The organism is Actinomycetes bacterium (genome assembly GCA_035506535.1).
GTDB lineage: Bacteria > Actinomycetota > Actinomycetes > DATJPE01 > DATJPE01 > DATJPE01.
In genome coordinates, this window is record DATJPE010000083.1 from 89,280 (window position 1) to 115,217 (window position 25,938).

Annotated in this window: 14 protein-coding genes and 6 tRNA genes; 16 read left to right on the forward strand and 4 right to left on the reverse strand. The window is 71.6% G+C overall.

What is annotated here, in order from left to right; genetic code table 11:
• The 4 genes from VMI11_13940 to VMI11_13955 all read left to right on the forward strand — a co-directional run bounded on the left by VMI11_13940 (position 1) and on the right by VMI11_13955 (position 9,815).
• Positions 1–3,873, forward strand: a complete 3,873-nt coding sequence (locus VMI11_13940; protein ID HTY73506.1) for a hypothetical protein — start codon at positions 1–3, stop codon at positions 3,871–3,873.
• Between the two features lie 73 nt (positions 3,874–3,946).
• Positions 3,947–7,468 carry a hypothetical protein gene (locus VMI11_13945; GenBank protein ID HTY73507.1) on the forward strand — a complete coding sequence of 1,174 codons (3,522 nt, stop codon included), beginning with the start codon at positions 3,947–3,949 and terminating at the stop codon, positions 7,466–7,468.
• A 413-nt stretch (positions 7,469–7,881) separates the two neighbouring features.
• The gene (locus VMI11_13950) at positions 7,882–8,595 is read left to right on the forward strand and encodes a response regulator transcription factor (GenBank protein HTY73508.1); all 714 of its coding nucleotides are present in this window, start codon (positions 7,882–7,884) and stop codon (positions 8,593–8,595) included.
• Positions 8,592–9,815 carry a HAMP domain-containing sensor histidine kinase gene (locus VMI11_13955; GenBank protein ID HTY73509.1) on the forward strand — a complete coding sequence of 408 codons (1,224 nt, stop codon included), beginning with the start codon at positions 8,592–8,594 and terminating at the stop codon, positions 9,813–9,815. The genes VMI11_13950 and VMI11_13955 overlap by 4 nt, the downstream gene beginning before the upstream one ends.
• A gap of 142 nt (positions 9,816–9,957) precedes the next feature.
• Here the strand turns inward: VMI11_13955 and lexA are convergent, their stop codons facing one another.
• Positions 9,958–10,701, reverse strand: a complete 744-nt coding sequence (gene lexA, locus VMI11_13960; GenBank protein ID HTY73510.1) for a transcriptional repressor LexA — start codon at positions 10,699–10,701, stop codon at positions 9,958–9,960.
• A 193-nt stretch (positions 10,702–10,894) separates the two neighbouring features.
• On the opposite strand from lexA, the gene VMI11_13965 reads away from it, so the two are divergent.
• The gene (locus VMI11_13965; protein HTY73511.1) at positions 10,895–11,350 is read left to right on the forward strand and encodes a LysM peptidoglycan-binding domain-containing protein; all 456 of its coding nucleotides are present in this window, start codon (positions 10,895–10,897) and stop codon (positions 11,348–11,350) included.
• A gap of 132 nt (positions 11,351–11,482) precedes the next feature.
• Here VMI11_13965 and VMI11_13970 read toward each other — a convergent pair whose 3' ends face one another.
• Together VMI11_13970 and VMI11_13975 are read right to left on the reverse strand one after the other, a co-directional pair.
• Complete coding sequence (locus VMI11_13970; protein ID HTY73512.1) at positions 11,483–11,866, reverse strand: PLDc N-terminal domain-containing protein; 384 nt, start codon at positions 11,864–11,866, stop codon at positions 11,483–11,485.
• A gap of 347 nt (positions 11,867–12,213) precedes the next feature.
• Positions 12,214–14,628: a phage holin family protein gene (locus tag VMI11_13975; GenBank protein ID HTY73513.1), complete on the reverse strand. Its 2,415-nt coding sequence runs from the start codon at positions 14,626–14,628 to the stop codon at positions 12,214–12,216.
• Positions 14,629–14,982: 354 nt separating this feature from the next.
• Between VMI11_13975 and nrdR the strand changes: the two genes are divergently transcribed.
• From nrdR to VMI11_13990, 3 genes are all read left to right on the forward strand, one after another.
• Entirely contained in the window at positions 14,983–15,438 is a 456-nt protein-coding gene (gene nrdR, locus VMI11_13980; GenBank protein HTY73514.1) for a transcriptional regulator NrdR, read from the forward strand.
• Positions 15,439–15,573: 135 nt separating this feature from the next.
• Positions 15,574–19,860, forward strand: coding sequence for a vitamin B12-dependent ribonucleotide reductase (locus tag VMI11_13985; protein ID HTY73515.1), 4,287 nt, complete (start codon positions 15,574–15,576; stop codon positions 19,858–19,860).
• A 98-nt stretch (positions 19,861–19,958) separates the two neighbouring features.
• Positions 19,959–21,314, forward strand: a complete 1,356-nt coding sequence (locus tag VMI11_13990; GenBank protein HTY73516.1) for a DUF2252 domain-containing protein — start codon at positions 19,959–19,961, stop codon at positions 21,312–21,314.
• 234 nt (positions 21,315–21,548) lie between these two features.
• Here the strand turns inward: VMI11_13990 and VMI11_13995 are convergent, their stop codons facing one another.
• Positions 21,549–22,952 carry an aspartate aminotransferase family protein gene (locus tag VMI11_13995; GenBank protein HTY73517.1) on the reverse strand — a complete coding sequence of 468 codons (1,404 nt, stop codon included), beginning with the start codon at positions 22,950–22,952 and terminating at the stop codon, positions 21,549–21,551.
• A gap of 213 nt (positions 22,953–23,165) precedes the next feature.
• Here VMI11_13995 and VMI11_14000 point away from each other — a divergent pair, with 213 nt between their 5' ends.
• The 8 genes from VMI11_14000 (at position 23,166) to VMI11_14035 (ending at position 25,907) form a co-directional block, all read left to right on the forward strand.
• On the forward strand, positions 23,166–23,354 hold the full coding sequence (locus tag VMI11_14000; GenBank protein ID HTY73518.1) for a hypothetical protein: 189 nt from the start codon (positions 23,166–23,168) through the stop codon (positions 23,352–23,354).
• 612 nt (positions 23,355–23,966) lie between these two features.
• Complete coding sequence (locus tag VMI11_14005; GenBank protein ID HTY73519.1) at positions 23,967–25,133, forward strand: RtcB family protein; 1,167 nt, start codon at positions 23,967–23,969, stop codon at positions 25,131–25,133.
• A gap of 75 nt (positions 25,134–25,208) precedes the next feature.
• A tRNA-Gln gene (locus VMI11_14010) sits at positions 25,209–25,282 on the forward strand.
• A 35-nt stretch (positions 25,283–25,317) separates the two neighbouring features.
• Positions 25,318–25,389 (forward strand) — tRNA-Arg (locus VMI11_14015).
• A 23-nt stretch (positions 25,390–25,412) separates the two neighbouring features.
• Positions 25,413–25,484 (forward strand) — tRNA-Trp (locus VMI11_14020).
• Positions 25,485–25,504: 20 nt separating this feature from the next.
• Positions 25,505–25,576, forward strand: a tRNA-Gly gene (locus VMI11_14025).
• A 4-nt stretch (positions 25,577–25,580) separates the two neighbouring features.
• Positions 25,581–25,652 (forward strand) — tRNA-Glu (locus tag VMI11_14030).
• A 183-nt stretch (positions 25,653–25,835) separates the two neighbouring features.
• Positions 25,836–25,907: transfer RNA gene (locus tag VMI11_14035), tRNA-Asn, on the forward strand.
• Positions 25,908–25,938 lie beyond the last annotated feature (31 nt).

Here is a 25,938-nt window from a genome sequence, read left to right on the forward strand (position 1 = left end):
GTGGACGTGACCAGCGACCAGATCCTCAAGGCCGCCCTGACCCCGCGCTGGGCCGCCCTGTCCCAGATCGGCGGCGGCTCCGCCGACCTGGCGAACTTCGACCCGGGGCTGGTCCGCGAGCCGCGGCTGCTCGTCCCGGTCGACGTCCAGGCGCTCGTCGTGCGCGCAGGTGTCAACGACCAGGACCCGATGCTGCGCCTGCCCTTCCGCGACGACGCCGACTCCTTCCCGCCACTGGACGTGCACGACGCGGGGCTCCCGCGCGAGGCCGGCGTCCACCTGCTCTGGTCGGTGCCGTCCGCGCTCGGCCAGGGCACCCTGGAGGACGACCCCGCCGCGCCGGGTGACGCCACGCGCCGGCGCCTGGTGCTCCCGGCGCTGCCGGACAGGTGGGTGGTGCTGCGCCTGGCGGTCCCCGCCGGCGCCGGGGACCCGCTGGTCCGTGGGTGGGTCGTCGAGGCCGACGCCGCCACCGTCACCCCGCTCGCGGACTGGCCCAGCGTCACGACCAGCACGGTCAGCCTCGGCACGGCCGTCGACCCCGCCCAGCTGACCGCCCACACCGGCGGCACCGGCTGGGCGCAGTGCTACGACGCGGCCGCCGGGCGGCTGTCCCTGCACGACCCGCTCGACGACCTGGCCGGGGTCAGCCTCGAGGGCGACGCGATCAGCTACGTCGTCGCCGGCTGGTGGTCGGCCAGCGCCGCCGACCCGCTGGACGGGGTCGGCACCGAGGCGGCGTACGTCGCGCGCCTCGCCTCGCTCGGCTGGGCCGACCCCGACCACCCCAGCACGAACGCCGCGCAGGTCGCGGATGCGGCTGAACGCCACCGCGCCGCCCGCGCCTTCGGCTACACCGACGCCACCCGCTTCACCCAGCCGGCGGCGGAGCCGGCCCCGGCCGGGGCGGCGGCCGGTCAGGCGGGCGTCGCGCCGGGTACTGGCTCGGGCTACGTCGCGCCCGCCGCGCGCGCCGTACGGCCGGAGTTCAGCGGCTTCCTGCACGACGCCGTCACGGCCGCGTCCTTCCCGTCGGCGCCCACCCGCCAGACGCTGCTGCACGGCCGCCTGCACGGCGTGCCGCTGTCCGGTGCCGTGGCGCCGGACAGCCGGCCGGCCGCGCAGGGCCTGCGCGTGGTGCTCGGCTCCACCACGCCGGATCTGGCCGCGGTGCTGTCGGTCGCCGGCGCGGGCCTGGGCGGGGCCGACGAGGACGCCCGGCGCGCGGCCGAGCGTCTGCTCGAGGCCTTCGCCGCCGGTCAGCTGATGAACCTCGGCGACAGCACGGTGTGGGCGGACATCGACGACTACGAGCACGCGCACGGCTTCGGGTCGCTGCCTGGCGGCACGGAGGGCGTCGACCGCTACGTCGACAAGGCGGGCCCGCCGGTCGACCCGGGGTCGGGCTTCCGGGCCGGTACGGCGCCCGCACCCGAGGGTGACGCGGTGCGCGCGCGTCGGGTCTTCGTGCCCGAGTCCAGCGTGCTCTGGAGCGCGACCCAGCGCCCGGCGACGTCCTCCCTCGTCGACGCCCGGCGCGCACCCTCCCTCGACGGGCGGCTCGGCTCGGTCCCGCCGCCTGCTCCGGCGCAGGTGCGCGAGGTCGTGCGGCCCGCCCCCCGGTGGAGCTACCCCGCCTCGCCGGTGCTCGGCGTCGCCGGGGGCGGGCGCACGCTCTCGGCGGTGGAGCGCGAGGAAGCCGACGGGGCCCTCGTGTGCCGCCTCGCCGACCAGACCTCCAAGGGCCACCTCGGCGTGCTCGCGGCGCAGGAGCTGCTCGCCACCATCGGCAGCGCCGCCGTCCCCCCGGAGGTGCTCGACCTTGCCCGTGAGGCGCTGGCCGAGGACCCGTACCTGTCCGCGTGGCGGGCCAGGCTCGCCGCCGGCAAGGGGTTCGCGTCGGGCCTGGCCCGGTCGCGCTTCGTCGCCGAGGCGGCGGTCTCCTACGCCTACTACGCCGCGGACGACGCCCGCCTGCAGCGCTGGAGCGGTGCCCCCGTCTCCTCGGCGTACGCCCGCCAGCGGGCGACCGAGGGGCTGCTTCGCCTGTCGCTCTCGGACGGGACCTGGGCCCACCCCGAGGGGGTCAGCCTCTGGGGCCAGCCGTGGCGACCGCTCTTCTGCGACTGGGAGGCCCGCCTCGACCTCGGGGGACTGACCGGCTGGCAGCTGGTCGGCACCGACAACGACCCGACCGGGGACCCGTCGCCGACCACCCCCGACACCGTGGTCTTCTGCGGGCGCAGCCCGCTCGTCACCGGCGCCGCCGGCACCCTCGCCAACGGGATCAACCGCTGGCTGGACGACGAGCGGGCCCGCGACCTCGGCGGCCACGGCCTCGCCGACCCGCAGACCGAGGCCGCGCTCGCGGCGCTCTCGGACACCCTGGCCCATCTCGACCTCCTCTCCGTCGCGATGGACGGGATCCGCGAGCAGCTGCTCGGGCTGGCCTACGACCGGGGCCTGGTCCGTCTCGACAGCGACACCTCCGACGACGGGACCCGCCGGGCGAGCGCGGTCGCGCTCCCGCGCCTGCTCGAGGCCGGCCGGCTGACGCTGAGCTCCGCACGCCTGGTCGACGCCTTCGGACGTACCCTCGACCTCCCGCTCGACGCTCTGCTGGTGCCCGCCCGGGTGAGCGAGGACGCGCTGGGCGAGATGCGGCTGCGGCCGCGGCTGACCGCGCCCGCCCGCTGGCGCTTCGACCTCGTCGACGCGACCTCGACGTCGGTGGACGCCGCGCTGGCCTGCGTGGACCAGGCCGACGCCTCGCGCCAGGTGAGCCCGATCGCCGGCTACCTGCTGCCCGACCACATGGACGAGTCGCTCGAGGTGTTCTCCGGTGACGGCAAGCCGCTCGGCGAGCTGTCGCACGACCCGTTCTCCGACGCGGTGCAGTGGGAGATCGCGCCGGGGCGCGAGGACGTCGCCCCCGGCGCCGGACCGACCGACGACCCCGACGCCACCCACCACCGGGTCGGCTGGATCGCCGCCGGGCTCGTCGCCGCCGACGCCGCCGAGCGGCAGGGGACGCCCGACCGGCCGGAGACCGAGTCCGCGCTGTCGGCGATGCTGCGCGCGATCGACACGACGCTGTGGACCGTCGACCCGTTCGGCTCGCTGGGCACCGAGCACATCGCCGGCCTCGTCGGGCGCCCGATCGCGGTGGTCACCGCGCGCCTGGCCCTCGACGTCCACTCCGACGTCGACGAGCTGGTCTATGTCGACGGCGTGACGGCCCAGGACCGCCAGGCGGCGTACGACGCGTTGGCGCAGCTGGCGATCCAGGTCAAGCTCGGCGACGTCACCCGCGCCGACGACTCCCTGCTCGGCTACTTCGTCGACGACGACTTCAGCCGCTTCCACCTGGTCGACCGGGTGGTCGCCGAGGAGGCGCTGGCGAGCGGGCGCTGCCGCGGCGTGCTCGACCTCGCCGACCCGGACCCGACCGCTGCCGACCCGATCACCCACCCCTACGTCGACCCGACCGGCTCGATCGTGGTCCACCCGGGGCAGACCGTGCGGCTCACCCTGCTCATGCACCCGGGCGGGAAGGTCTACCTCACCACCGGGATCCTGCCGCGCACCGCGAAGGCGCTCGCGCGCGACTGGGTCAACCCCGGCCTGTCGGTCCTCGCCCCGTCGCTGCGGGTCGGGCCGCTGCTCATCGACGCGGACAAGGTCCGGCTGCCGAAGGTCGCGTCCTTCCCGGTCGCGCAGCTGTTCACCCGTCGGGACACCCCGACGACGTGGAAGGACGACCCGATCCTCGCCGCCACCCAGAACGCGCTGCTGCCCGACCAGGAGCCGGTCGTGCAGGAGGGCTGGGTGCGCATCGACCCGAACCCGCCCGCGCAGGGGAGCGGCTCATGAGCGACGCGTGCGGAGCGAGTCGATGTGATGGATGGGCTTCGCCGGCCGGACCGAACGACGAGAGGGCAGGCCGATGAGCCGCTACGACTGGCCGGCGCCGCCCAGGAGCCGCGACGACCAGGCCGGCCGGGCGCGTTTCACCTCGCGGTTCCTCCCGTCCGCCGACCCGACCCGGACCGCACCGCCCGCTCCGCCGCCGGCCGCGGGAGCCGCGTCGGTCGGCCCGGCCGGTCTCGCCCCCGCCGGCACGACCGACCTCTGGCTGCCGATCGGGCCGTCGGTGATGGTGCGGGGGCAGGCCAGCGGCGACCCCAACGTCGCCGGCCGCATCCGCGACCTCGCGGTGGAGCCCGGCCACGGCCTGCGGGCGTACGCCGGCAGCGGGTCGGGCGGCGTGTGGTTCACCGGCGACGCGGGCGCGTCGTGGCGGCCGCTGGACGAGTGGGCGACCTCGACCGGCGTCACGGGCCGGCTCGCCAACGCGATGGCCACCGGCGCGCTCTACGTGCGTTTCGGCGCGGCGGCCGACGGCAGTGCCGACGAGGTGTGGGTCGGCACCGGCGAGGGAGGCCTCTGGCGAGACGGCAGGCCGTCGGCCTTGTACCCGAACAACGGCGGCGCGCTGCCGGGCGGCGAGGTCCGCGGTATCGGCTTCCTGCACGCGACCGGACCCGCGACCGGACCCGCGACCGGTTCGGCCTGGACGCACGTCCTCGACGGCGTCGTCGACATCTCGCCGAACCCGTTGAGCGGCCAAGTGATCCTGCGGATCAGCGGCGACCCGGCGAACTCCGACCTGAGCAAGCCGCTGCAGCTGGCGGCGGCGACCAGCAACGGCCTGTACGTCCTGCCGGCCGGTGGTTCCTGGACCCAGCAGGCCGGCTGGACCGCGGGCACGCCGCTCGACGTGGTCCTCACCCGGGCGAGCGCGAACACCCTGCGGATCTGGGTCGCGGTGGCGGGTGGCCTCTATGTCGCGGAGTTCTCCGGCGCCCCTGGGACGCCGATCAGCGGGTCGCTGACGTTCACGCCGGTCCCGCTGCCCGGGCCGACCCCCGCGCCCACCGGCACCTCCGCCGGGCAGACCATCCCGCTCGGCAACGTCCAGCTCGCCGCGTCGGCGGACGGGAAGGTGCTGTACGTGCTCGCGCGGCGCTTCGCACGTACCGGCAAGGACGCCGACAAGATGGACCCCGCGCAGCTGTGGTCGGTGGACGCGACGGCGGCGACGGACAAGCTGGGGAGCGCGGCGACCGCTGTGTCCGGGTTGCCGAGCGACCTGTTCGGGGCCAGCCGCGACGGGGACCAGTCCGGCTATGACATGGCGATCGCCGTGCACCCGGACGAGGCCAGCCGGGTGTACGTCGGCGGGTCGGGCGCGACGTACTCGGGGCAGTGGAACGCCGCGCTGTATCGCTGCGAGATCTCCGGAACCACGGCGACGCCGACGCGTATCGGGTCCGGCGTCCACGCCGACGTGCACGCGATCCGCCTCGGCGAGGTGGTGACGCCCGGCACGAAGCGCTCGGTCTGGGTCGGGTGCGACGGCGGGCTGTTCCGCTCCGACGCCGACGGCGACGCGGACTCCTTCACCGCGGTCAACGACGGGCTGGCCGTGCTGGAGCCGGGATTCGTGGCGAGCCACCCGACCAACCCGGGCATCGTCGTGGCGGGCTTCCAGGACAACGGCACCGCGCTGCGGGTGGGCGACACTGTGTGGCGGCAGACGTTCCGCGGCGACGGCGGCGGCGTCACGTGGGACCCGGCCGGCACTCGCTACATGCGGCAGTACATCCACGCCGACTGGAGCAGCAGCACGAAGGGCGCGGTCGCCCCGGTGCTGCGCCGCGGCGCGTGGACGAAGACGGGGTCCACGCTGGTGACGTCGGAGTCGCTGGAGGACGGGGCGTCGCAGTTCTACTCGGGCGCGGACAGCGTCGTTCACGGTGGTCTCACCCACTTCGCGATGGGTACCGACCGGGTCTGGTACACCACCGACTGGGGCGGGTCGTGGGTGACGCTGCCGAGCGCGACCGACCCACGGGCCCACGACCGCCCGGACCTCAAGCAGGACGTGTACAACCCCAGCGTCCCGTTGGACGCCAACAAGGCCCCGGCGCCGACGTACGCCGACACCGTCGGATCGACCGACTCGTGCAGCAGCACGTACACCGGCGACGCCTACACCGGGACCGGCCTGCTGGCGGTGCGGTTCGCGACGCCGCCGGACAGCGGCGGGACGCACACGCTGCGGGTGCTGGCGCTCTATCCCCAGGGGCTGGGCTGGTACACGGGGACACGGGCGACATCGGCGACGGGTGCGTTCTCGTGGGCCAAGCCCTCTCCGTCCACGCCGCTGATCCAGCAGGTGTTCCGCGAGCCGGCGGCGGCCGACGCCGCCGCGATGGCGGCCGGTGGCCCGCTGACGTCGCTGCCGCCGGGCAACGGGGTGAGCGACCTCGCCGTGCACGACGCCGGGCGCGGGGCGCTCGGCTCCTGCTATGTGGCGACGACCGGGGGCGCCGACGCCGCGCACGACACGTTGTGGTTCTTCGACGGCGACGGCACGTGGTGGGCCTGCGGGGTGACGAGGGTGATCGCCGGCCGTACGTCGTGGACGGGCTCGCCGTCGAGCGCGCCGGCGCTGGCCGTCGAGGTCGACCCCACGGACAGCTCGACGGTCTATGTCGGCACCAGCGTCGGCGTGCTGCGCGGGCGGCTCACGATCGGGTCGAGCGGCGGGAACCCGACGTACTCATGGGCCTGGGAGCGGATCACCAACGGCCTGCCCGAGTGCGCGGTGCAGGACCTGTCGGTGTTCGCCTCCGGTGGGGTGCGCCTGCTGCGGGCGGCGCTGCAGGCGCGCGGTATCTACGAGCTGGACCTGAGCGGGCCGGCGGTGCCGCTGACGTACCTGCGGCTGTATCCCTCGGACACCCGTCGCGTGCTGCCGAGCGTGGTCAACGGGGACCTGCTGAGCGGCGAGCCCGGCTCGGCGCACTGGGACGAGAGCCCCGACGTCGTGGTGGACACCTCGGGCACGACGTGGTCCGCCCCGCCGTCGGAGGCGGCGCTGCTCGGGATGCTGCCCAGCCCGGGTGAGCGCGGGGCTCGCGCCAGCGTCGAGGTCCCCGGGGACACGGCGGCCGTGCACGTGCTGGTCCACCACCGGGCGGGGTCGGCTGTCGCCGCCGGGCAGGTTCGGGTCGCGCTGCTGCGCCACGACCTGCCGGACGACGGCGTCGTCCCGATCTCAGCGCTCTGGCCGGTCCTGGTGAGCGCGGCCGGCTCGGGCACGCCGCCGGTGACGCTGCCCGACGGCTGGACTTCGGCGTCGTCGGCGCTGTGGCAGAGCCCGGTCGCCGACATCGACGTACGTCGTCCCGTCGCCGTCACCTTCTCCGTCGACTTCTCGGCCCTGTCGACCGCGATCGTCCTGCTGGCCGTCGTGATGAGCGGGACCGACCAGATCAGCAGCAGCGACCTCACCCTGTCCTCGACCCTCACCGCCACCACCGCCGACCAGCTCGTGCTGGCCTCGCCCCACGCCGGCGCCCGTACCGTCGAACCCCGCTCCTTCAACGCCTGGACCTGACCACTTCCCCCGTCTTGTGGCGGGTTCTCCGTCACTACCCGGGCTGCGAGTGACGTGTAGCCCGCCACAAGTGCGCTGTCGAAGAGGCCGGGGCGTGACCCGGGCCGCGCCGTCCCGTCAACCCTCGTCCCGCCCGTCCCTTTCGAATGAACGCGACGTTGCTTCGGACCTATTGGAGGAATGTCGCGTTCATTCGAAGCAGGGGGACGGAGGGGGAGGCGGGTGAGGGGGCGGGGGGGGGGCTCTCAGAAAGCTCTTACGGCGGGGGCCGATCCTTTGCGGATGCTGGCCAGCGTCACCCGCTCCACCCGGCCCGTGGTTCGTCGGCTCGATGTGGCTGCGCGTACCGTTGATCGCAGGCGCACCGCTCGCTCGGGAGCCGGTGCGGTGCGTGTCTCGGGGTCCCTCGTCGCATGAGCGCGGTGATGGACGAGCCCCCGGGGTGGGACGAGGTGGACGTGGGCGGGAGGCTGCTGCTCGTCGAGGACGAGCGCGACCTGGCGTCGATGCTGCACCGGCTGCTGACCTCTGAGGGCTACGACGTCGACATCGCCCCGGACGGGCAGGCCGGCCTGCACCTCGGGCTGACGCGCGCCTACGACGGGCTGATCATCGACCGCGGGCTGCCGGCGATCGAGGGGCTCGACCTGCTGGGCCGGCTGCGCCGCAAGGGCGTACGGGCGCCCGCGATGATGCTGACCGCGCGCTCGGCGGTCGCCGATCGCGTCGAGGGGCTGGACGCGGGCGCGCAGGACTACCTGACCAAGCCGTTCGACATCGACGAGTTCCTGGCCCGGGTACGTGCCCTGCTGCGCCGCCCCGACGAGCTCGACGTCGGCGCCGACGTGGTCGCCGTCGGGTCGCGGCGGCTGGTCCTCTCCTCGCGCACCGTCGTCCAGCCCGACGGCGAGGAGGTCCCGCTGTCCGCCCGTGAGTGCGACCTGCTGCTGACCCTGGCTCGCCTGCCGCAGCGGGTCTTCAGCCGGGGGGAGCTGCTCGAGAAGGTCTTCGACGGCGCGAAGGGCGAGTCGATCGTGGACACTTACGTGTCGTACGTGCGTCGCAAGCTCGGCCCTGACGTCGTCCTCACCGTCCGCGGCACCGGATACCGGCTGGGCAGGGGATGACGCGCAGCGAGGACCGCCTGCTTCGACGCGCCCGGCTGCAGCTGACCCTTCTCACCTGGGCGGCGATCACGGTCGTCCTCATGGCGGTGGGCGGGGTGGCGCTGTTCTACGTCAGCCGCGAGCAGGACCACGACCTGCACGCGGCGCTGCAGTCGGCGGTGGAGTTCGGGCCGCGGGTGTCCTCGGCGTACTCCGACGACGTCAAGGTCGCCGTCGTCACCCCGAGCGGTACCCAGGTCTCGCCCGACTCACCGGCCGGGCTGCCCGTGCAGGCCGGGATCGCGGCCGCGCGGGTCAAGGGCAGCGACGAACGCAACGTGACCCTTGGTCGTACCCAGCTGCGGGTGCTCACCGAGGTGCAGGGCGACCGCGTGGTCCAGGCGGTGGTGTCCCGCGAGGACGAGAGCGACGAGCGCGAGCGGCTCCTCTCGGCGCTGGCCATCGCCGAGATCCTCGGCCTGCTGGCCGCCGTGGTGGTCGGCTGGTTCGTCGCCCGCCGGGCCATCGCCCCGCTCGGGCAGGCGATGGAGCGGCAGCGCCGGTTCGTGGCCGACGCCTCGCACGAGCTGCGTACGCCGCTCACGGTGCTCACCACCCGGGCCCAGATGCTCGAACGCGCCCTGCGCCCGAACGAGACCGAGACCATCACGCACGCCGAGGCGCAGGCGCTGGTGTCCGACGCCAAGCGGATGGCCGACGTCGTCGACGACCTGCTGGTCTCCGCCTCCCTCGAGGCCCGGCCCTCGACGCGGGAGGACATCGACCTGGTGGCTCTGGCCCGTACGTCGGTACGTGCGATGGCGCCACACGCCGGCCAGCTCGGCGTCGACCTGGCGGGGCCGCCCGAGGACGCCGCCCCGGCGGTCGTACCGGGTGCCGAGCGCCCGTTGCGCCGGGTCGTCGACGCGTTGGTGGACAACGCGCTCGGGCACACCCCGAAGGGCGGGCATGTCGCCGTGGGCGTCGCGCCGCGCGGGTCGGACTGGGTGGAGCTGTCCGTCGCCGACGACGGCGCGGGCCTGGACCCGGCGCAGGCGGAGCGGCTGTTCGCCCGCTTCGCCCGAGGGGCCAGCGACACCCAGGTCGACGGATCGAAGCGCCGATTCGGGCTCGGGCTCGCCCTGGTGCGCGAGGTGGTCGAGGCCCACCGCGGCCGCGTCGAGGTCGAGGGAGCGCCAGGCCACGGCGCAACCTTCCGCGTCCTGCTGCCCCGAGCCTGACCCCGCCTTGTGCTCCGAATGAACGCGGCGTTCTTCCAATAGGTCCGACTGAACGCCGCGTTCATTCCAATCCCGTTGCGATGAACGCCACGTTCATCGCCAAGACAAGAGCCAAGAAAAGAGACGGTACGAGGCGGCGCCGTCAGAGCTTGCGGAGGACGGCGACCACGCGGCCGAGGATCTGGGCCTGGTCGCCGTCGATCGGCTCGTACGCCGAGTTGTGCGGCATCAGCCAGACATGCCCGTCCTTGCGCTTGAACGTCTTCACGGTCGCCTCGCCGTCGATCATCGCCGCGACGATCTCGCCGTTCTCCGCCGTCGGCGTCTGGCGCACCACGACCCAGTCGCCGTCACAGATCGCGGCGTCGACCATCGAGTCGCCGTGGACCTCGAGCAGGTACAGCGGCCGCCCCGACTCTTCCGGGTCGCCCACGATCTGACGGGGGAGCGGGAACACGTCCTCGACCGCCTGCTCGGCCAGGATCGGCCCGCCCGCCGCGATGCGTCCGACGACAGGGACGTACGCCGGCCTCGGTACTCCCGCTCCCGACGCCGCCGCGTCCGCCAGCACCGCCTCGTCCTCCAGCGAGCCGCCGACCCCGGGCACCTCGGGCATCCGGATGTCGATCGCGCGGCCCAGGCGCGGGTCGCGGCGGATGTAGCCGCGCTTCTCCAGCTGGCGCAACTGGTGCGCCACGCTCGACGGCGAGGCCAGCCCGACCAGCTCGCCGAGCTCGCGCACCGAGGGGGGATAGCCCCGCTTGTTCACCGAGTCGCGGATCGCCTCGAGCATCATCCGCTGGCGGGCGGTCAGGCCGGCGCCGTCGGGCGGGCCGTCGGGCAGCTCGTGGACCGTCTGAGCGTCGGGCTCGTGGGTCTCGGCCATGCTCGGTCGCCTCCTCGGGGCTCGGACCACCGGTGCCCGGTGATCGACACCCCTGACGATAGGCGCTCGGCCCGACGATCCTCAAACACCTGTTCGATCGCGTGTCGGCGTGTCGGGGACCGCTGTCGGAGCGCGGTGATAGAACCGTACGTGCGTTCGATCGAACGCGTGTACGGCGCAGGAGGAGGCGGCGATGGCCACGATGACGGTGAGCAGCTCGGAGGTTCGGCGCGCGGAGCGTTCCGTGGGTGGTCGGCAGCCGCGGGGTCGCGCGGCGGATACGCGGGCCCACTCAGAACGAACGTACGCCGATCGCGGGCCGGGGGGCTTCGAGCGGACGTACGGCGGGCGCGAGCCGTTGCGCCTGACCCGGCGTGGGCGGGTCGTGATCGTCGTCGTGCTCGCGCTCGTCGCGACCGGCGTCGCGGGGCTGCTGCACGGCGCGCCGACCCAGGCAAGCGACCGCCCGACCGATGTCACGCCGCGAGCCAGCGTGGTCGTGCACCCGGGGGAGACGCTGTGGCAGATCGCGCGTCGCGTCGCGCCGCAGACCGACCCCCGGGTCACCGTGCACCGCATCGAGGAGCTGAACAACCTCACCAGCGCCGCCGTCCCGGCTGGCGAGCGCCTGTACGTCCCCAGCCGCTGACCCCCGCCGGACCCCACTGCGCGTCCATGGGGCGGTCTGACCCGCCCGACCCTGGGTGGATCGAGGAGGCGGTGTGGATGGGAGAGCAGGCGGTGTGGGTCAGATGGCGGTGTCGATCGAGGAGGCGAGAGCCTAGGAGGCGAGGGCCTTCGCCTTGAGGGTGTCGTACTCCTGCTGCGTGATCGCCCCGGAGTCGAGCAGGCTCTTGGCATGCACGATCTGTTCCGCTGCGCTGGCCCCGGCCCCGCTGCTGAGCTGGGACAGCTGCGCGACCTGCATGGCCTCGGCGCGGTCGGCCCGGTGGGCGCGCTCGGCCATCCCGCTGCCGCGGGCGATGAAGTACACGAGTGCCGTGAGCAGCGGGAAGATGAACAGGAAGATCGCCCACGCGGCCTTGGCCCAGCCACTGGTGTCCGGGTCGCGGATCAGGTCCGTGATGATGAAGAAGACGATGATCAGGTAGCCGACGAACGCCGCCGCCACGATGATCGACCACAGGACGTCCCCGAAGGACATGGCTGCTTCCTCTCGGTCGTACGGGTCCACCAGCGCGCCGCCCGCGTGACGACACGCTGCGTGGCTGACCCTATCGTCTGGCGATCTTGATCGCTCGCCGCGACGAGTGGCCGACCGGCCGATGGACACTCCCGCGGAATGCTCGGAATCGGGCCGGTGGACCGGGCTGGATCATGCCGATTGCGCGGAATCGGGGGTTGTGGCGGGCCAGACCCCGCCGATTGTGCGGAATCGGGCGCCTCCACCGAGCCAGCTGATCGCCGAGGATCGTCGTCGACCCGCCGGCGGTGCCGGGATGGCCCCGGACGGGCGGCGATCCGCGATTGCCTCCGGCCGCCGGATTCCGCTCAATCGGCCGACCGTGAGTGCGTGGGGATGTTGCGACGGTGGCCGAGTGCCTCGAGCCAGCGCACCAGCTGGCGGTGGACCATCTCAGCGCCGTGGAGGACGACCTCGGCCTGGCGTTCGGCGGCCAGGTCCGCCGGGGTCCGGCCGTACGTCGTCGCGATGGCGACGTACGGCGTCCCGGCTGCGCCCGCCAAGCTGGCTGCCCCCTCGACGGCAGCCGATTGCGCGGAATCGGGGGTGCCGGGGTGGCCTGACCCCGCCGATTGCGCGGAATCGGGCAGCCCGGCCACGGCCGAATCCTCGAGGACGTCCAGCGGCCAGCCGGCGGGGTGGACGAGGACGGCCTCCGTCTGCCACCCGCCCAACCCGCCGTGGCTGCCGACGAGCTCCTCGAAGGCGGCGACGTCCAGCGTCGAGGGTTCGTACAGCGAGCCGACGTACACGTCGGGCGCGTTGGCGAAGCGAGCCACCCGCAGCAGGTCGGCGGCGGCCTCCTGAGGGAACGCGTGCAGCGGGTCGAGGCCCTCGACCTCACCCGAGGCCAGGCGGCGCAACCCCTGCCGGCCGAGCACGACGGGGTCGTCCGCGTCGGTCTGCACGAGTACCCAGCCCACTCCCGGGTGGTTGGCCAGCGCACCGACCAGGCCCGGGTGCAGCGCCTCCAGCGCCTCCAGCGTCAGCCGCCCCGGCACGTGCGCGAACCACACCAGCCCGAGGTTGCCCGAGCCCACGACCACCAGGTCATGCCCCCCGACCGCGGCCGCGTCCCCAGACGAGGGGCCCAACGCGACCGAGCCCTCGGCATCGGTACGCCGGCGCAACGCCCGCCGCAGCATCCCGCCGGACACCGACCCCTGGGCACCCATCTGCGACAGGAACGTGTTCACCGGCCCCCAGTCCTCGACGGAGGACGTCACCGCCGCGAGGTCGCCGCCGCCCATGAGCTCGCGCACGACGTCCTCGAGCCCCACGCCATAGCGCTGGCGAAACGTCGAGCCCTGGCTCTGCCCGTGGTCGGAGACCACCACGAGGTGGTAGCGGCGCTGCACCTGCTCGGCGATCCGCTCGAGCTGGGCCAGCACCTCGTCGAGCCCGGTCAGCGAGCGCAGCGACTCCGGGCGCACCGGCCCCGCGTGGTGCGCGATCTCGTCGTAGTCCACGAAGTCCACGTAGATCGCCTTGCGCCCGATCACCATCTGCTCGGCGATCAGTGCCAGGTTGAGGTCGCGCAGCAGCACGTTCGTGACGCCGCGCAGCAGCTGGTACGACCCATGGCGGTCGATGCGCGGCTCGATGCCCGCGCGCACCTGGGCGCGCGCCTGGTGGCGCTCCTTGAGGATCTCGCCGATGGTGAGGAAGAGGGCGCGCGGGAAGCCGTACGGGTGCATGAAGAAGCTCGAGTAGCTCTTCGACGGGCCGAGGCCAGGCGTCCCCGCGGCCATCCCGCTCATCGACAGCAGCGACACGGTCGCGTCGCCGGAGAACAGGTTGCTGATGCTCGCGCCATCGTCGGCCAGCAGTCCGCACCCGTCGCTCAAGCGAGCCTGGATCACCGCCGCGTCGGCCGGGCGGTTGGCGACGAGCAGCTTGCCGGAATCCTTCTCGTACCAGCGAAACGCGGGCATCCCCTCGGTCGACCCGTGCAGGATCCCGGCCTGCGAGACCGGCGTGGTGCACGGCACGCGAGCGGTCCACTCGCGCATGACGTGGCTGCCGGAACGCACCCAGCGTGAGATCGTCGGCAGGTTCCCCGCGCTGACCATGAGCTGCAGCAACGGCCACGGCAGCCCGTCGATCTGCACCATGACGACACCCTCGACGTCGGGGTCGGCGATCGTCTGGCTGCGATGCCCGCGGGTGGCCTGCCGCATGACGTGGGAGAGGAACGCCTCGTCGTCGTCGACGAGCAGGAGCCAGGACAGGATCGCGGCGATGAGCGCGTACGCCCACGAGGCCCAGAACGCCGGCCAGAAGCCGTCGACGTGGATCCCGCGCGCCAGCATGAGCCCGATGTAGACGACGATGCCCTGGCTGAGCAGCCCGATGACGAAGACCCCGAACCAGCCCAGCGCGTCGGCCAGGACGGCGAGCACCGGCAGCAGCAGCGCACCGGTGATCGAGACCAGGACGACCGCGCCGAGCACCGCCCAGCCGCTGTCGGCGCCGATGCCCGGCATCAGCGCGATGACGATCCCGAGGGCAAGCGTGCCGACGATCAGCGACCCGAGGATCTGCCACAGGCTGCGGACCCCGTAGTGGACGCCGTGCAGGAGCGCACGTACGGGCTTTCGCCGCCCGTTACGCCGCTGCCCAGCGGGCTCGCGCTGGCCGCCGGGCCCGCCACTGGGCTCGGCACCAACCGGCCCGGCCCGGCCACTGCCGGGCTCGGGCTGGCCGCTGCCCGGGTTCGCCACGCTCGGGAGGCTATCGGCGTCCCCGGGGTGGCGGCCGCCAGGTGTGAGACCGCCCGCCGAAGAGCGCGGGACCACCCTGGTGGCGGTTGCTCACGCCGCCGGCGGGTAGGTGAACCACCACCAGGGTGGTCTCGCCGGGCGGTGTGATGCGCGACACGCCGGGGGCACGCGGGTTGCACGCAAACCCTTGCCGTCGGGCCTCGAGACGACGTACGTTCTCCCCCCACATGTAGTACTTACATCGCTGTGATTCATCCACATGTAGTGCCCAGGTTGTCCCCGGGTTGTGCACCGGTTACCCACCGGTGACCCCCAGGGACGTCCACAGGCGCGGCTCGTCGAGGGAGGCCGAGGGTGCACTGCCCGTACTGCCGCCACCCCGACAGCCGCGTCGTGGACTCCCGGACGGCCGAGGACGGGACGTCGGTACGCCGTCGCCGGCAGTGCCCGGCCTGCGACCGGCGGTTCACCACGACGGAGACCGCCAGCCTCACCGTGACCAAGCGGTCCGGGGCGAGCGAGCCGTTCAGCCGGGAGAAGGTCCTCGCCGGGGTCCGCAAGGCCTGCCAGGGCCGGCCGGTCACCGAGGACCAGCTCGCCCTGCTGACCCAGCGCGTCGAGGAGGCCGTCCGGGCCACCGGGCAGGCCGAGATCGACGCCCACGAGGTCGGGCTCGCGGTGCTCACCCCGCTGCGCCAGCTCGACGAGGTGGCCTACCTGCGCTTCGCCTCCGTCTACCGCAGCTACGACTCCCTCGAGGACTTCGAGGCCGAGATCGCGCTGCTGCGGGCGGAGCACGTACTGACCTGACGACACCCCAAAGAGAGCGCCAGCACGACCCGCACGACCGCACCAACGAGCACCCAGAACTGTCGGACCCCTGAACCAGACTTGACCGGAAGCCCGCAGCGCCGCGAGACGTTGACGTAGAGGCATGGAGGACGGATGACCGAGATCAGCAACGAGTCGGCGTACGACGCGGGCGGCACGGGTAGCACGAACGGCGGCGCGCACGGCGCCCCGAGCGGCAGCGTCGGCAGCGTCGGCAGCGACCGGCCGTCGGTGCACCGCAGCGGGCTGACCATCGAGCGGATCTACACCACGCCGGGGGTGCACCCCTACGACGAGGTCACCTGGGAGCTGCGCGACGTCGTCCAGACGAACTGGAAGACCGGCGAGACGGTCTTCGAGCAGCGCGGCGTGGAGTTCCCCGACTTCTGGAGCGTCAACGCCTCGACGATCGTCACGACGAAGTACTTCCGCGGCGCGCTCGGCACCGAGCAGCGCGAGCGCAGCCTCAAGCAGCTGATCGACCGGGTGGTCCTGACCTACACGCAGGCGGGCCGGCAGTACGGCTACTTCGCCACCGACCTCGACGCCGAGGTCTTCGAGCACGAGCTCACCTGGGCCCTGCTGCACCAGGTGTTCAGCTTCAACTCCCCCGTCTGGTTCAACGTCGGGACGGCCTCGTCCCAGCAGGTCAGCGCCTGTTTCATCCTGTCCGTCGACGACACCATGGACTCGATCCTCAACTGGTATCGCGAGGAGGGGCTGATCTTCAAGGGCGGCTCCGGCGCCGGCCTCAACCTGTCGCGGATCCGGTCCAGCAAGGAGCTGCTGTCCAGCGGCGGTACGGCCTCCGGCCCGGTCTCGTTCATGCGCGGCGCGGACGCCAGCGCGGGCACCATCAAGTCCGGCGGGGCGACCCGGCGCGCGGCGAAGATGGTCGTCCTCGACGTCGACCACCCGGACATCGCGGAGTTCGTCGAGACGAAGTGGCGCGAGGAGGACAAGATCCGCGCGCTGCGTGACGCCGGCTACGACATGGACCTGGGTGGCAAGGACATCACGTCCGTGCAGTACCAGAACGCCAACAACTCGGTGCGCGTGAACGACGAGTTCATGCACGCGGTGGAGGACGGCACGACGTACGGGCTTCGCGCCCGCACCACCGGCGAGGTCATCGAGACCGTCGACGCACGCCAGCTGTGGCGGACCATCGCCGAGGCGGCGTGGGCCTGCGCCGACCCGGGCGTGCAGTACGACGGGACCATCAACGACTGGCACACCAATCCAGAAACTGGACGAATTACTGCATCTAACCCATGTAGTGAGTACATGTCGCTCGACAACTCGTCGTGCAATCTGGCTTCGTTGAACTTGCTGAAGTTCCTGCGCGAGGACGACACCTTCGACGGGGAGACCTTCGCCAAGGTCGTCGAGCTGGTCATCACCGCGATGGACATCTCGATCTCCTTCGCCGACTTCCCGACCGAGAAGATCGCCGAAACGACGCGGGCCTATCGTCAGCTCGGGATCGGCTACGCCAATTTGGGCGCACTGCTCATGGCGAGCGGGCTGGCGTACGACTCCGAGGGCGGGCGCGCTCTGGCGGCGGCGATCACGTCGCTGATGACCGGGACGGCGTACAAGCGCTCGGCCGAGCTGGCCGGGATCGTGGGTCCGTACGAGGGCTTCGCCCGCAACGCCGAGGCGCACGCACGCGTCATGCGCAAGCACGCCGCGGCCAACGACAACCTGCGCAGCATCACCAGCCTCGACGGCGATGTGCTCCGGCTGGCGACCAAGGCGTGGGCCGAGGGCAACAAGATCGGCGAGGTCAACGGCTGGCGCAACGCGCAGGCCAGCCTGCTCGCCCCCACCGGGACCATCGGCTTCATGATGGACTGCGACACCACGGGCATCGAGCCGGACTTCTCCTTGGTGAAGTTCAAGAAGCTGGTTGGTGGCGGGTCGATGCAGATCGTCAACCAGACGATCCCGCGGGCGCTGCGCAAGCTCGGCTACCCCGAGGAGACCATCGAGGCGATCGTGGAGTACATCGCCGAGCACGGCCACGTCGTCGACGCGCCCGGCCTGCGGCTCGAGCACTACGAGATCTTCGACTGCGCCGTGGGGGAGCGCTCGATCGCGCCCATGGGACACGTCCGGATGATGGCCTCCGTGCAGCCGTTCCTGTCCGGGGCAATCTCGAAGTGCGTGACGGGGGAGACTCTGGTTGCAACGGCCGACGGTCTCGTCCGGATCGGCTCCTTGCACGAGAACGAGGCCGCTGACTCCTTCCGCGACCATGTCGTCGAGGTGGCCTCTCTCGGCGGCCCCACCAAGTCCGACGCCTTCTACTACGGCGGGCTGCGCCCGACGCGTCGCGTCGTGCTCCGCTCCGGGCACACCGTGACCGGCACGCCGAACCACCGACTGCTGGTGGCCATGGACGGTGGACTCGACTGGCGCAGTCTTGACGACATCGAGCCCGGTGACTACGTGGCGACCAGCTATGGCGCCGATCTTTGGTCCGACACCCCGGCGAGCCTTCGTCACATCCGGGTCTCCGCGCCATACGGGAGCCAGAAGCCCGTCGTGCTCCCGCAGGAGATGGGCGAAGACCTGGCGTTCCTGCTCGGGGCTTACGCATCCGAAGGGCACACGACCCGCAGCACGTGGACCGTCATCATCACCAACTCGCAGCGCGACGTGCTCGAGAAGGTCCGCGACGCATGGATGACCGTCTTCGGTCTCGAGGCGCGGATCATCGAAGAGCCGGGCAAGTGCCCTGGCGTGATCGTGGCGAGCAAGACCGTGGTCGAGTTCCTGGAGGCCCTCGGGAGCGGAGCGCGCGCTCGTGACAAGCGCATCCCGGACGCCGTCCTTCGCTCGCCGCGGCACATGGTCCTTGCGTTCTTGCAGGGCCTCGCTCTCGACGCCTATATCCACAACGGCCCGACAGCGAAGTGGGGGATCTGCCTCGACAGCGTGGAGATGCTGGACGACCTGCAGGCCGTGCTGACCAACCTCGGCGTCGTCCACAGCCGGATCACGAAGTTCAACCCTGAGTACGAGAAGGCCTTCGACGAGGTGTACGCGTGCGGCGAGCATGCGGCCAGACTGCTGGAGCTAGCGCCGTTCCTGGAGTCGGACAAGGCTGAGCGCGCCGCCCAGTTCCTCGCGAGCTACTCGACGCGGGCACAGAGCACGGCTGACGTCATCCCAGGGATCACTGGGCGTGAGCTCTACAGCCTGCTGCCCAAGGGGGCGTCGACCCGCGGGCAGGGGCTTGGGCGGGCGAGGTTCAGCTTCCTGCTGGACGCGCGGACTCAGCATGTGTCACGGCGCTCGCTCGAGCGTGTCGCGGCCGTTCCCGGCGTGCAGCTGCCGCAGTGGTTGCGGTCGGTGCTCCAGGACAACCTCCACTTCTCGCCGGTGGCGTGGGTGGAGGATGCCGGGGCGCGCGAGGTGTTCGACATCTCGGTGCCGACGACCCACGCCTTCGTCGCCAACGGCATCGTGAACCACAACACCGTGAACATGCCGGAGTCGGCGAGCGTCGAGGACGTCGAGGAGATCTACTACGAAGGCTGGAAGCTGGGCCTGAAGGCGCTGGCCATCTACCGCGACAACTGCAAGGTCGGCCAGCCGCTCTCGGACGCGAAGGCGAAGACTGCTGCCGTGACCGAGGAGACGCCAGCGCCGACCGGCGGGCCCGAGCAGCGCCCGATCCGCAAGCGGCTGCCCAAGTCGCGTCCGAGCGTGACGACGTCGTTCTCGGTCGCCGGGGCCGAGGGGTACATGACCGCCGGCTCCTACCCGGACGACGGCCTCGGCGAGGTGTTCCTCAAGCTCGGCAAGCAGGGCTCGACGCTGGCTGGCGTGATGGACGCCTTCTCGATCGCGATCTCGATCGCGCTGCAGCACGGTGTGCCGCTGGAGACCTACGTCCGCAAGTTCGTCAACATGCGCTTCGAGCCGGCCGGCATGACCGACGACCCGGACATCCGGATGGCGCAGTCGGTGATGGACTACATCTTCCGCCGCCTCGCGCTGGACTACCTGTCCTTCGAGGAGCGCTCGGCGCTGGGGATCTACACCGCGGCGGAGCGGGCGCGCGCGCTGGAGACCGGATCGTACGAGCCAGTGGCGGCCGAGCCCGACCTCGAGGGGCTGGCCCAGGGCGTGCCGACCGACGAGCGTCCGGTCGTCGTCCACGGTGAGGACCTCGAGGAGCACGTGGACACCGCGGCTCCGGACCTGGGCGCGACGACGGCGGTCGCCAAGCCGGCCCCGGCGCAGGTGCACTCCTCGGCGGAGCTCATGGAGACGATGCTCGGTACGTCTGCCGACGCCCCGATCTGCATGACGTGTGGCGTCAAGATGCGCCCCGCCGGTTCCTGCTACGTCTGCGAGGGCTGCGGCAGCACCAGCGGCTGCAGCTGATACTTCCCTCGGTCCCGTCGCCGCCCCGTAGCCCTCCTGGGCACGGGGCGACGACGGTGGCTGGGTCAGTTCACGGTGGGCCAGAGAGAATGGCCGGCGTGAGCGAGGCGATCCACGAGCGGCAGGCGTACGGGCGCGCGGCGCGGGAACGGGTCTCCCGCTCGGACCAGGCGGCGTGGACGCGCCCGGAGGGCATCGACCCGCTGGACCGGCTGCGGGCGCAGGAGGCGATCCGGGTCCCGGACCTCCTCCCGCTGCGTTACGAGCGGATGGCCGCGAGCCCGTGGACGTTCCTGCGGGGCGCAGCCGCCGTGATGGCGGCTGACCTCGCGAACAGCCCGCATTCCGGGCTGATGGTGCAGCTGTGCGGCGACGCGCACGTCCTGAACTTCGGGCTGTGGGCGACCCCCGAGCGTTCGCTCACGTTCGCCCTGCGCGACTTCGACGAGACGCTGCCCGGACCGTTCGAGTGGGACGTCAAGCGACTGGTCACCAGCCTCGTCGTCGTCAGTCGCGAGAACCAGCTCCCAGACGGAGTTGGGCTCGACGCCGTGCGGTCCTGCGTACGCGCCTACCGCGAACGGGTGCGCCGCTACGCCGACATGGATCAGCTCGCGATCTGGTACGACGCGATCCACGTCGAGGAGCTGCTGTCCCACCTCGACGAGGTCGAGGCACGCGACGCGGTCCGGCGCCGCATCACCAAGCGTGCCCGCAGGCGCGGCAACGAGGGCGCCTTCGCCCGGCTCGTCGAGCTCACCGATGACGGTCCGCGGATCCGCGAGAACCCGCCCGCGGTCACCCACCTCGACGAGGAGCGCCGGCTGGCGGTCACGCGCCAGGTGCTCGACAGATACCGCTCGAGCCTGCGAGACGACCGCCGCGTCCTGCTCGAGCGCTTCCAGGTCGCCGACGTCGTCCGTCAGGTCGTCGGCGTCGGCAGCGTCGGCATGCTCGTCCACCTCGTCCTGCTCCTCGGCCCGCGCGCCGAACCACTGTTCCTCCAGGTGAAGCAGTCCGGCGCATCGGTGTACGAGGAGCACCTCGCGCCCAGCCACTACCCGAACCACGCGCAACGCGTGGTGAACGGGCAGTTCCTCATCCAGAGCGCAACCGACATCTTCGCGGGCTGGACCCACTGCGACGACCGCGACTTCTACGTACGTCAGCTGCGGGACATGAAGGTCATCCCGGACACCGTCGCAATCCGTGGGGTCCTCGCGGAGTTCGCCGCCGCCTGCGGAGTCGCCCTGGCCAAGGCCCATGCGCGCTCAGGTGACCCCGTCGCCATCAGCGCCTATCTCGGCCGCAACGACAGCTTCACCGATGCGATGACGCGCTTCGCGCGCACGTACGCCGATCGCAATGCCCTCGACCATGCCGAGCTGCAGAGGGCCCTTGCCGAAGGGACCCTGCCCGGCGATGGGTCCGTGATGCGGAAGAGGCCAACCTAGAACGTCGCTTGCACTATCGGTTGCGGCCGGCATGACCCGGCGCCGGCGCCCGCTTTCGAAGCTGCAGGGTTCGAGCACGTCGGGATGGCTGGCTCACGCCGGCAGGTCATGTGGCTCCGGTTGGACGGGTGAGCGGCTGCGGAGGTGTCGCGATCGCCGCCGATCTTGAGAGATGCAGGGTCGCGGTCGGCGTGTCGCCCGGCATCTCTCAAGATCGCGGGTCGGACTGGCCGATCACCCCCGCAGGGCTTCGGCGAGGTCGCGGAACTCCTCGACGAGCAGGTTCATGTCGCCGGCGGTGTGCGCCAACGACACCAGCCACTGCTCGTCCAGCCCGGGCGGGGTGAGGATGCCGCGGTTGACGCCCCACAGCCAGGAGAGCTCGGCTGCGGTGAAGTCGGTGCGCTTGTAGTCGCGGTAGTTGCGTACGGGCGTCGCCGACCAGGTGACCGCACCCTTGACCCCGAACCCGACCGTGTGCGCCGGCAGGGCGTGCTCGTCGATGATCGCGTCCATCGCGGCGAGCGCCTGGTCGTTGAGCGCCTCGGCGGTCGCGAGCGCCTCCGGCGTGGCGATCTCGTCCACGGCGATGGCGGCGGCGACGACGAGCGGGTTCCCGTTGTACGTGCCGAAGTGCGCCATCCGGCCGTCCGTGACGCACGCCATGACCTCCTCGCGTCCACCGAACGCCGCGAGCGGCAGACCGCCCCCGATGCTCTTGGCCAGGGAGATGAGGTCGGGGATGACTCCGAGTCGCTGCGACGCGCCCGCCGGACCAGCCGTGAGGCCGGTCTTCACCTCGTCGAACACCAACAGCGCGCCGTGCGAGTCGCACAGTTCGCGGACGCCGGCGAGGTAGCCGTCGTCGGGCACGACGATGCCGATGTTCTCGAGGACCGGTTCCATGAACACGCACGCCACCTCGGTGCCGTGCTCGTCGAAGATCTGCTCGAGCCGGTCGAGGTCGTTGTACGGGACGACGTACACCGTGCCGGCCTCGACCTCGAACGGGGTCACCGGCGTCGGCGCCTCCTCCGGTCCCGCCTCCGCGACGCCCGGCTTCACCGACACCTGGAGTGCGTCGTAGCCGCCGTGGTATCCGCCCTCGATCTTGATGATCGCCTTGCGGTTGGTGAAGGCACGGGCGGTACGCAAGGCGTACATCGTCGCCTCGGTCCCGGAGTTGGCGAAACGCAGCCGGTCGAGGGAGAAGCGCCGCTGGAAGCGTTCGGCCGCCTCGGTTGCCATCGGCGATGGCGTCACGAAGAGCGTCCCGGTCTCGAGTGCGCGCGAGACCGCCGCGATGACTGTCGGGTTCAGGTGCCCGGCGAGCATGGCGCCGAAGCCCATGGACAGGTCCAGGACCCTCCGGCCGTCGACGTCGGTGAGCCACGCACCCTTCGCCGAGGTGATGGCGACCGGGTACGGGTCCCAGTGCTGGAACGACGACGGCACCCCCAACGGCAGGCTGCCGAGCGCGCGGGCGTGGTGGGCTCCTGAGCCGGGCGTCACCTGCTCGAAGCGCTCCCACTCCGCCGCCAACAGGGACTTCACCCGCTCCTCGTCGAGCGGCGCCGAGGACGCTGGAACGTTGCGCCAGGTCTGCGGGTCGTGCGCGGGCCACGTGACTGGTGTCATGGCACGGTCGAAGCTCTCTTTCACGTCTGCCTCCGCATCCCTCGTTGCGCATGACCAGGCCGCCAGCATGTCAGGTCGGTACGGTCGACGAGGCCACCGTTGCGAGAAATTCCGGAAACATCCAGCCGGGAAAAAGCCTTGAAATATTGCGCGACCAAGGTACAGTTCTCGGTCGGGCCAGGAACTGCCTGGTACTGAAGAAGGAGTCAGTCCGTGAGCACCGCCGGTACGTCGACGAAGCGCCAAGAGCGCTGCCTCGGCTTGCTGTCAGCGCTGGACGGCTCCGTCCAGAGCTGGCCGAGCAAGCCGACCCAGCGCGGCGTCGCCGTGCCGTCGCACCTCGACGCGCGTGGTGTCGAAGGGGCGCTGTCCCCGAATCTCCTGGGGGCGCCTTCGTCGTAGAACCTGTTGAGAACACAGGCCTTCGACGAAGGGCCGCTCCCGAGCGAGGGGAGCGGCCCTTCTGCTTTGGGCCGACCGCAGCCGCTGTGAGGGCTCACCGCAGAAGCCTAGATCGCTGCGAGGCCCGGTAGCTCGACACCAACCGCTCACGACCGACCGCACGGCACACCGACCACTGGGGGAAGCCACCTGAGACCCATCGACCAAAGCGAGCAGATCCACTGAATGAGTGAATTCCGGCAATTCGGGAACGGCATTGTTCCTGAGTTACTGAAACACGCCTTGATACATAGCCAGTCGCTGCTGGGGAAGAGCCCGGCCCGCCCGTTCCCGGGGCGGCCGGGGGACACGGCAGGTCACATGAACGTCGCCCCTGAGGCCAGGCGCTGGCACCTGAACAGAGGAACGAGCAGCGCCCACCTGCGTGCGGGTGGGCGGACCGACGCGTGCCGAGCGTCGGGGCGCCGAACCAGACCCGGGACCGGAACGTCCCCTGGGACCGCCTGCCCACCCAGCAACACCCACGCCGGCCGGCCCAACCGCTGAAGGGTCTCGGTCGGTCCTATCGAGGCGGCTCCGCCGCTTGACGAACCCGAAGAGAGGAGGCACGTCATGGCTCTCGCAACGCTCCAGGGCGCGAACGTGCCCATCACCATGTGGGCACGCCCCGAGGAGGTCGAGCCCGCGGCGCTCGACCAGCTGAAGCGGATCGCGGCCCTGCCGTGGACGTTCAGCCACATCGCGGTCATGCCCGACGTCCACCTCGGCAAGGGCGCCACGGTCGGGTCGGTCATCGCGATGCGGGATGCCCTCTCGCCGTCCGCGGTCGGCGTGGACATCGGCTGCGGCATGGCCGCGGTGGCGACCAACCTCACCGCGGCAGACCTGCCGGAGGACCTCAAGGGACTCCGTACGGACGTCGAGGCAGCCATCCCCGTGGGCTTCGCGCAGCACGAGGACATCAGCCGTGAGGTCGACGGCTACGGGCTGTGGGGCGGCTTCGCCGGGCTGAGCCCGAAGGTGCAGGACCGGCTCGGCAAGGCGATGCGGCAGATGGGATCGCTTGGTGGAGGCAACCACTTCATCGAGCTGTGCCTGGACGGCGAGGACCGTGTGTGGATCATGCTGCACTCCGGCTCCCGGAACATCGGGAAGGAGCTGGCTGAGGTGCACATCGGCATCGCCAAGCAGCTGCCGCACAACGCGGACCTGCCCGACCGCGACCTGGCGGTCTTCGTGGCGAACACCCCGGAGATGACTGCCTACCGCAACGACCTCATGTGGGCGCAGGAGTACGCGCGGCTCAACCGGGCCACGATGCTGCGGCTCTACATGGACGTCGTCCGCCGGCACCTGCCTCAGGTCGTGTTCGACGAGCCGATCTCCTGTCATCACAACTACGTGGCGCAGGAGCACCACTACGGCACCGACGTACTGGTGACCCGCAAGGGCGCCATCCGGGCCGGTGTCGGGGACCTCGGCATCATCCCGGGCTCGATGGGGACCTCGAGCTTCATCGTCCGGGGGCTCGGGAACCCCGAGTCCTTCGAATCCGCGTCGCACGGCGCCGGCCGCCGGATGAGCCGCAACGAGGCCCGGCGGCGCTTCACCGTCGCCGACCTCGAGGCGCAGACCGCCGGTATCGAGTCCCGCAAGGACGCCGGGGTGCTCGACGAGCTCCCCGCCGCCTACAAGGACATCGACCAGGTCATGGCGAACCAGGCCGACCTGGTCGAGATCGTCGCCCGGCTACGACAGGTCATGGTGGTCAAGGGCTAGGCGTACGCCCGCCCGTGCACCGCCCGGCGGTCCTCCCGGAGCGTCCTCGAGCGTTTCGGGAGGACCGCCAGTCATTCCCCTGTGGTGTAACGGCAGCACGCTCGGCTCTGAACCGAGAAGTCACTTGGGTTCGAATCCTGGCAGGGGAGCGCGAACACCTCGCCCTGACCCACGCACGGCACCTCTCTCCGTAGTCAAGGGGACACGACGCGAGCATCCGAAGCTCGAGACCCGAGTTCGACTCTCGTCGGAGAGACTCTCGGGGCGCAGCCACAACGAGCGAGCCTGGTGTAACGGCCAGGACAGCTGTTTCCAACGCAGCGAGTGGGGGTTCGAATCCTCTGGCTCGTGCTGATCGACGTACGTCTCACGCAGGCGAGGCCCATCCGGATGGGTGCCTGGCTTCCACCCAGGAGGAGCGGGTTCGACTCCCGCCGCCTGCTCCTTGCCCCGGTCGTCCAACGGCGAGGACACCACCCCCTCAAGGTGAAGACGCCGGTTCGAGTCCGGTCCGGGGTACGCAACGAAAGGACTGCGCAGGTTCGACTCCCAGCGGTCCTCGATCCGTCGCGCCGACAACGTCGACGGCCACGCCCAGGTGGTGGAACTTGGTAGACGCGCCGGACTCAGACTCCGGTGGCCCGAGGGCCGTGCGGGTTCGAGTCCCCGGCGGCGCACTGCTGTGATGTCGCAGGACATCGATGACGCGTGGCCCAACAGGCAGGGCACCGACTGTTACTCCGGGCAGTGAAGGTTCGAATCCTTCCGCGTCAGCTGACCTCGGCTCGCATTCGTGCGAGCTCGC

Coding starts and splice junctions, on each gene's coding strand:
- VMI11_14005 (HTY73519.1), top strand. CDS start 23,967: ATGGCTCTCGCAACGCTCCAGGGCGCGAACGTGCCCATCACCATGTGG.
- lexA (HTY73510.1), bottom strand. CDS start 10,701: ATGGCCGAGACCCACGAGCCCGACGCTCAGACGGTCCACGAGCTGCCC.
- VMI11_13950 (HTY73508.1), top strand. CDS start 7,882: ATGAGCGCGGTGATGGACGAGCCCCCGGGGTGGGACGAGGTGGACGTG.
- VMI11_13985 (HTY73515.1), top strand. CDS start 15,574: ATGACCGAGATCAGCAACGAGTCGGCGTACGACGCGGGCGGCACGGGT.
- VMI11_13970 (HTY73512.1), bottom strand. CDS start 11,866: ATGTCCTTCGGGGACGTCCTGTGGTCGATCATCGTGGCGGCGGCGTTC.
- VMI11_13955 (HTY73509.1), top strand. CDS start 8,592: ATGACGCGCAGCGAGGACCGCCTGCTTCGACGCGCCCGGCTGCAGCTG.
- VMI11_13995 (HTY73517.1), bottom strand. CDS start 22,952: ATGACACCAGTCACGTGGCCCGCGCACGACCCGCAGACCTGGCGCAAC.
- VMI11_13965 (HTY73511.1), top strand. CDS start 10,895: ATGGCCACGATGACGGTGAGCAGCTCGGAGGTTCGGCGCGCGGAGCGT.
- VMI11_13945 (HTY73507.1), top strand. CDS start 3,947: ATGAGCCGCTACGACTGGCCGGCGCCGCCCAGGAGCCGCGACGACCAG.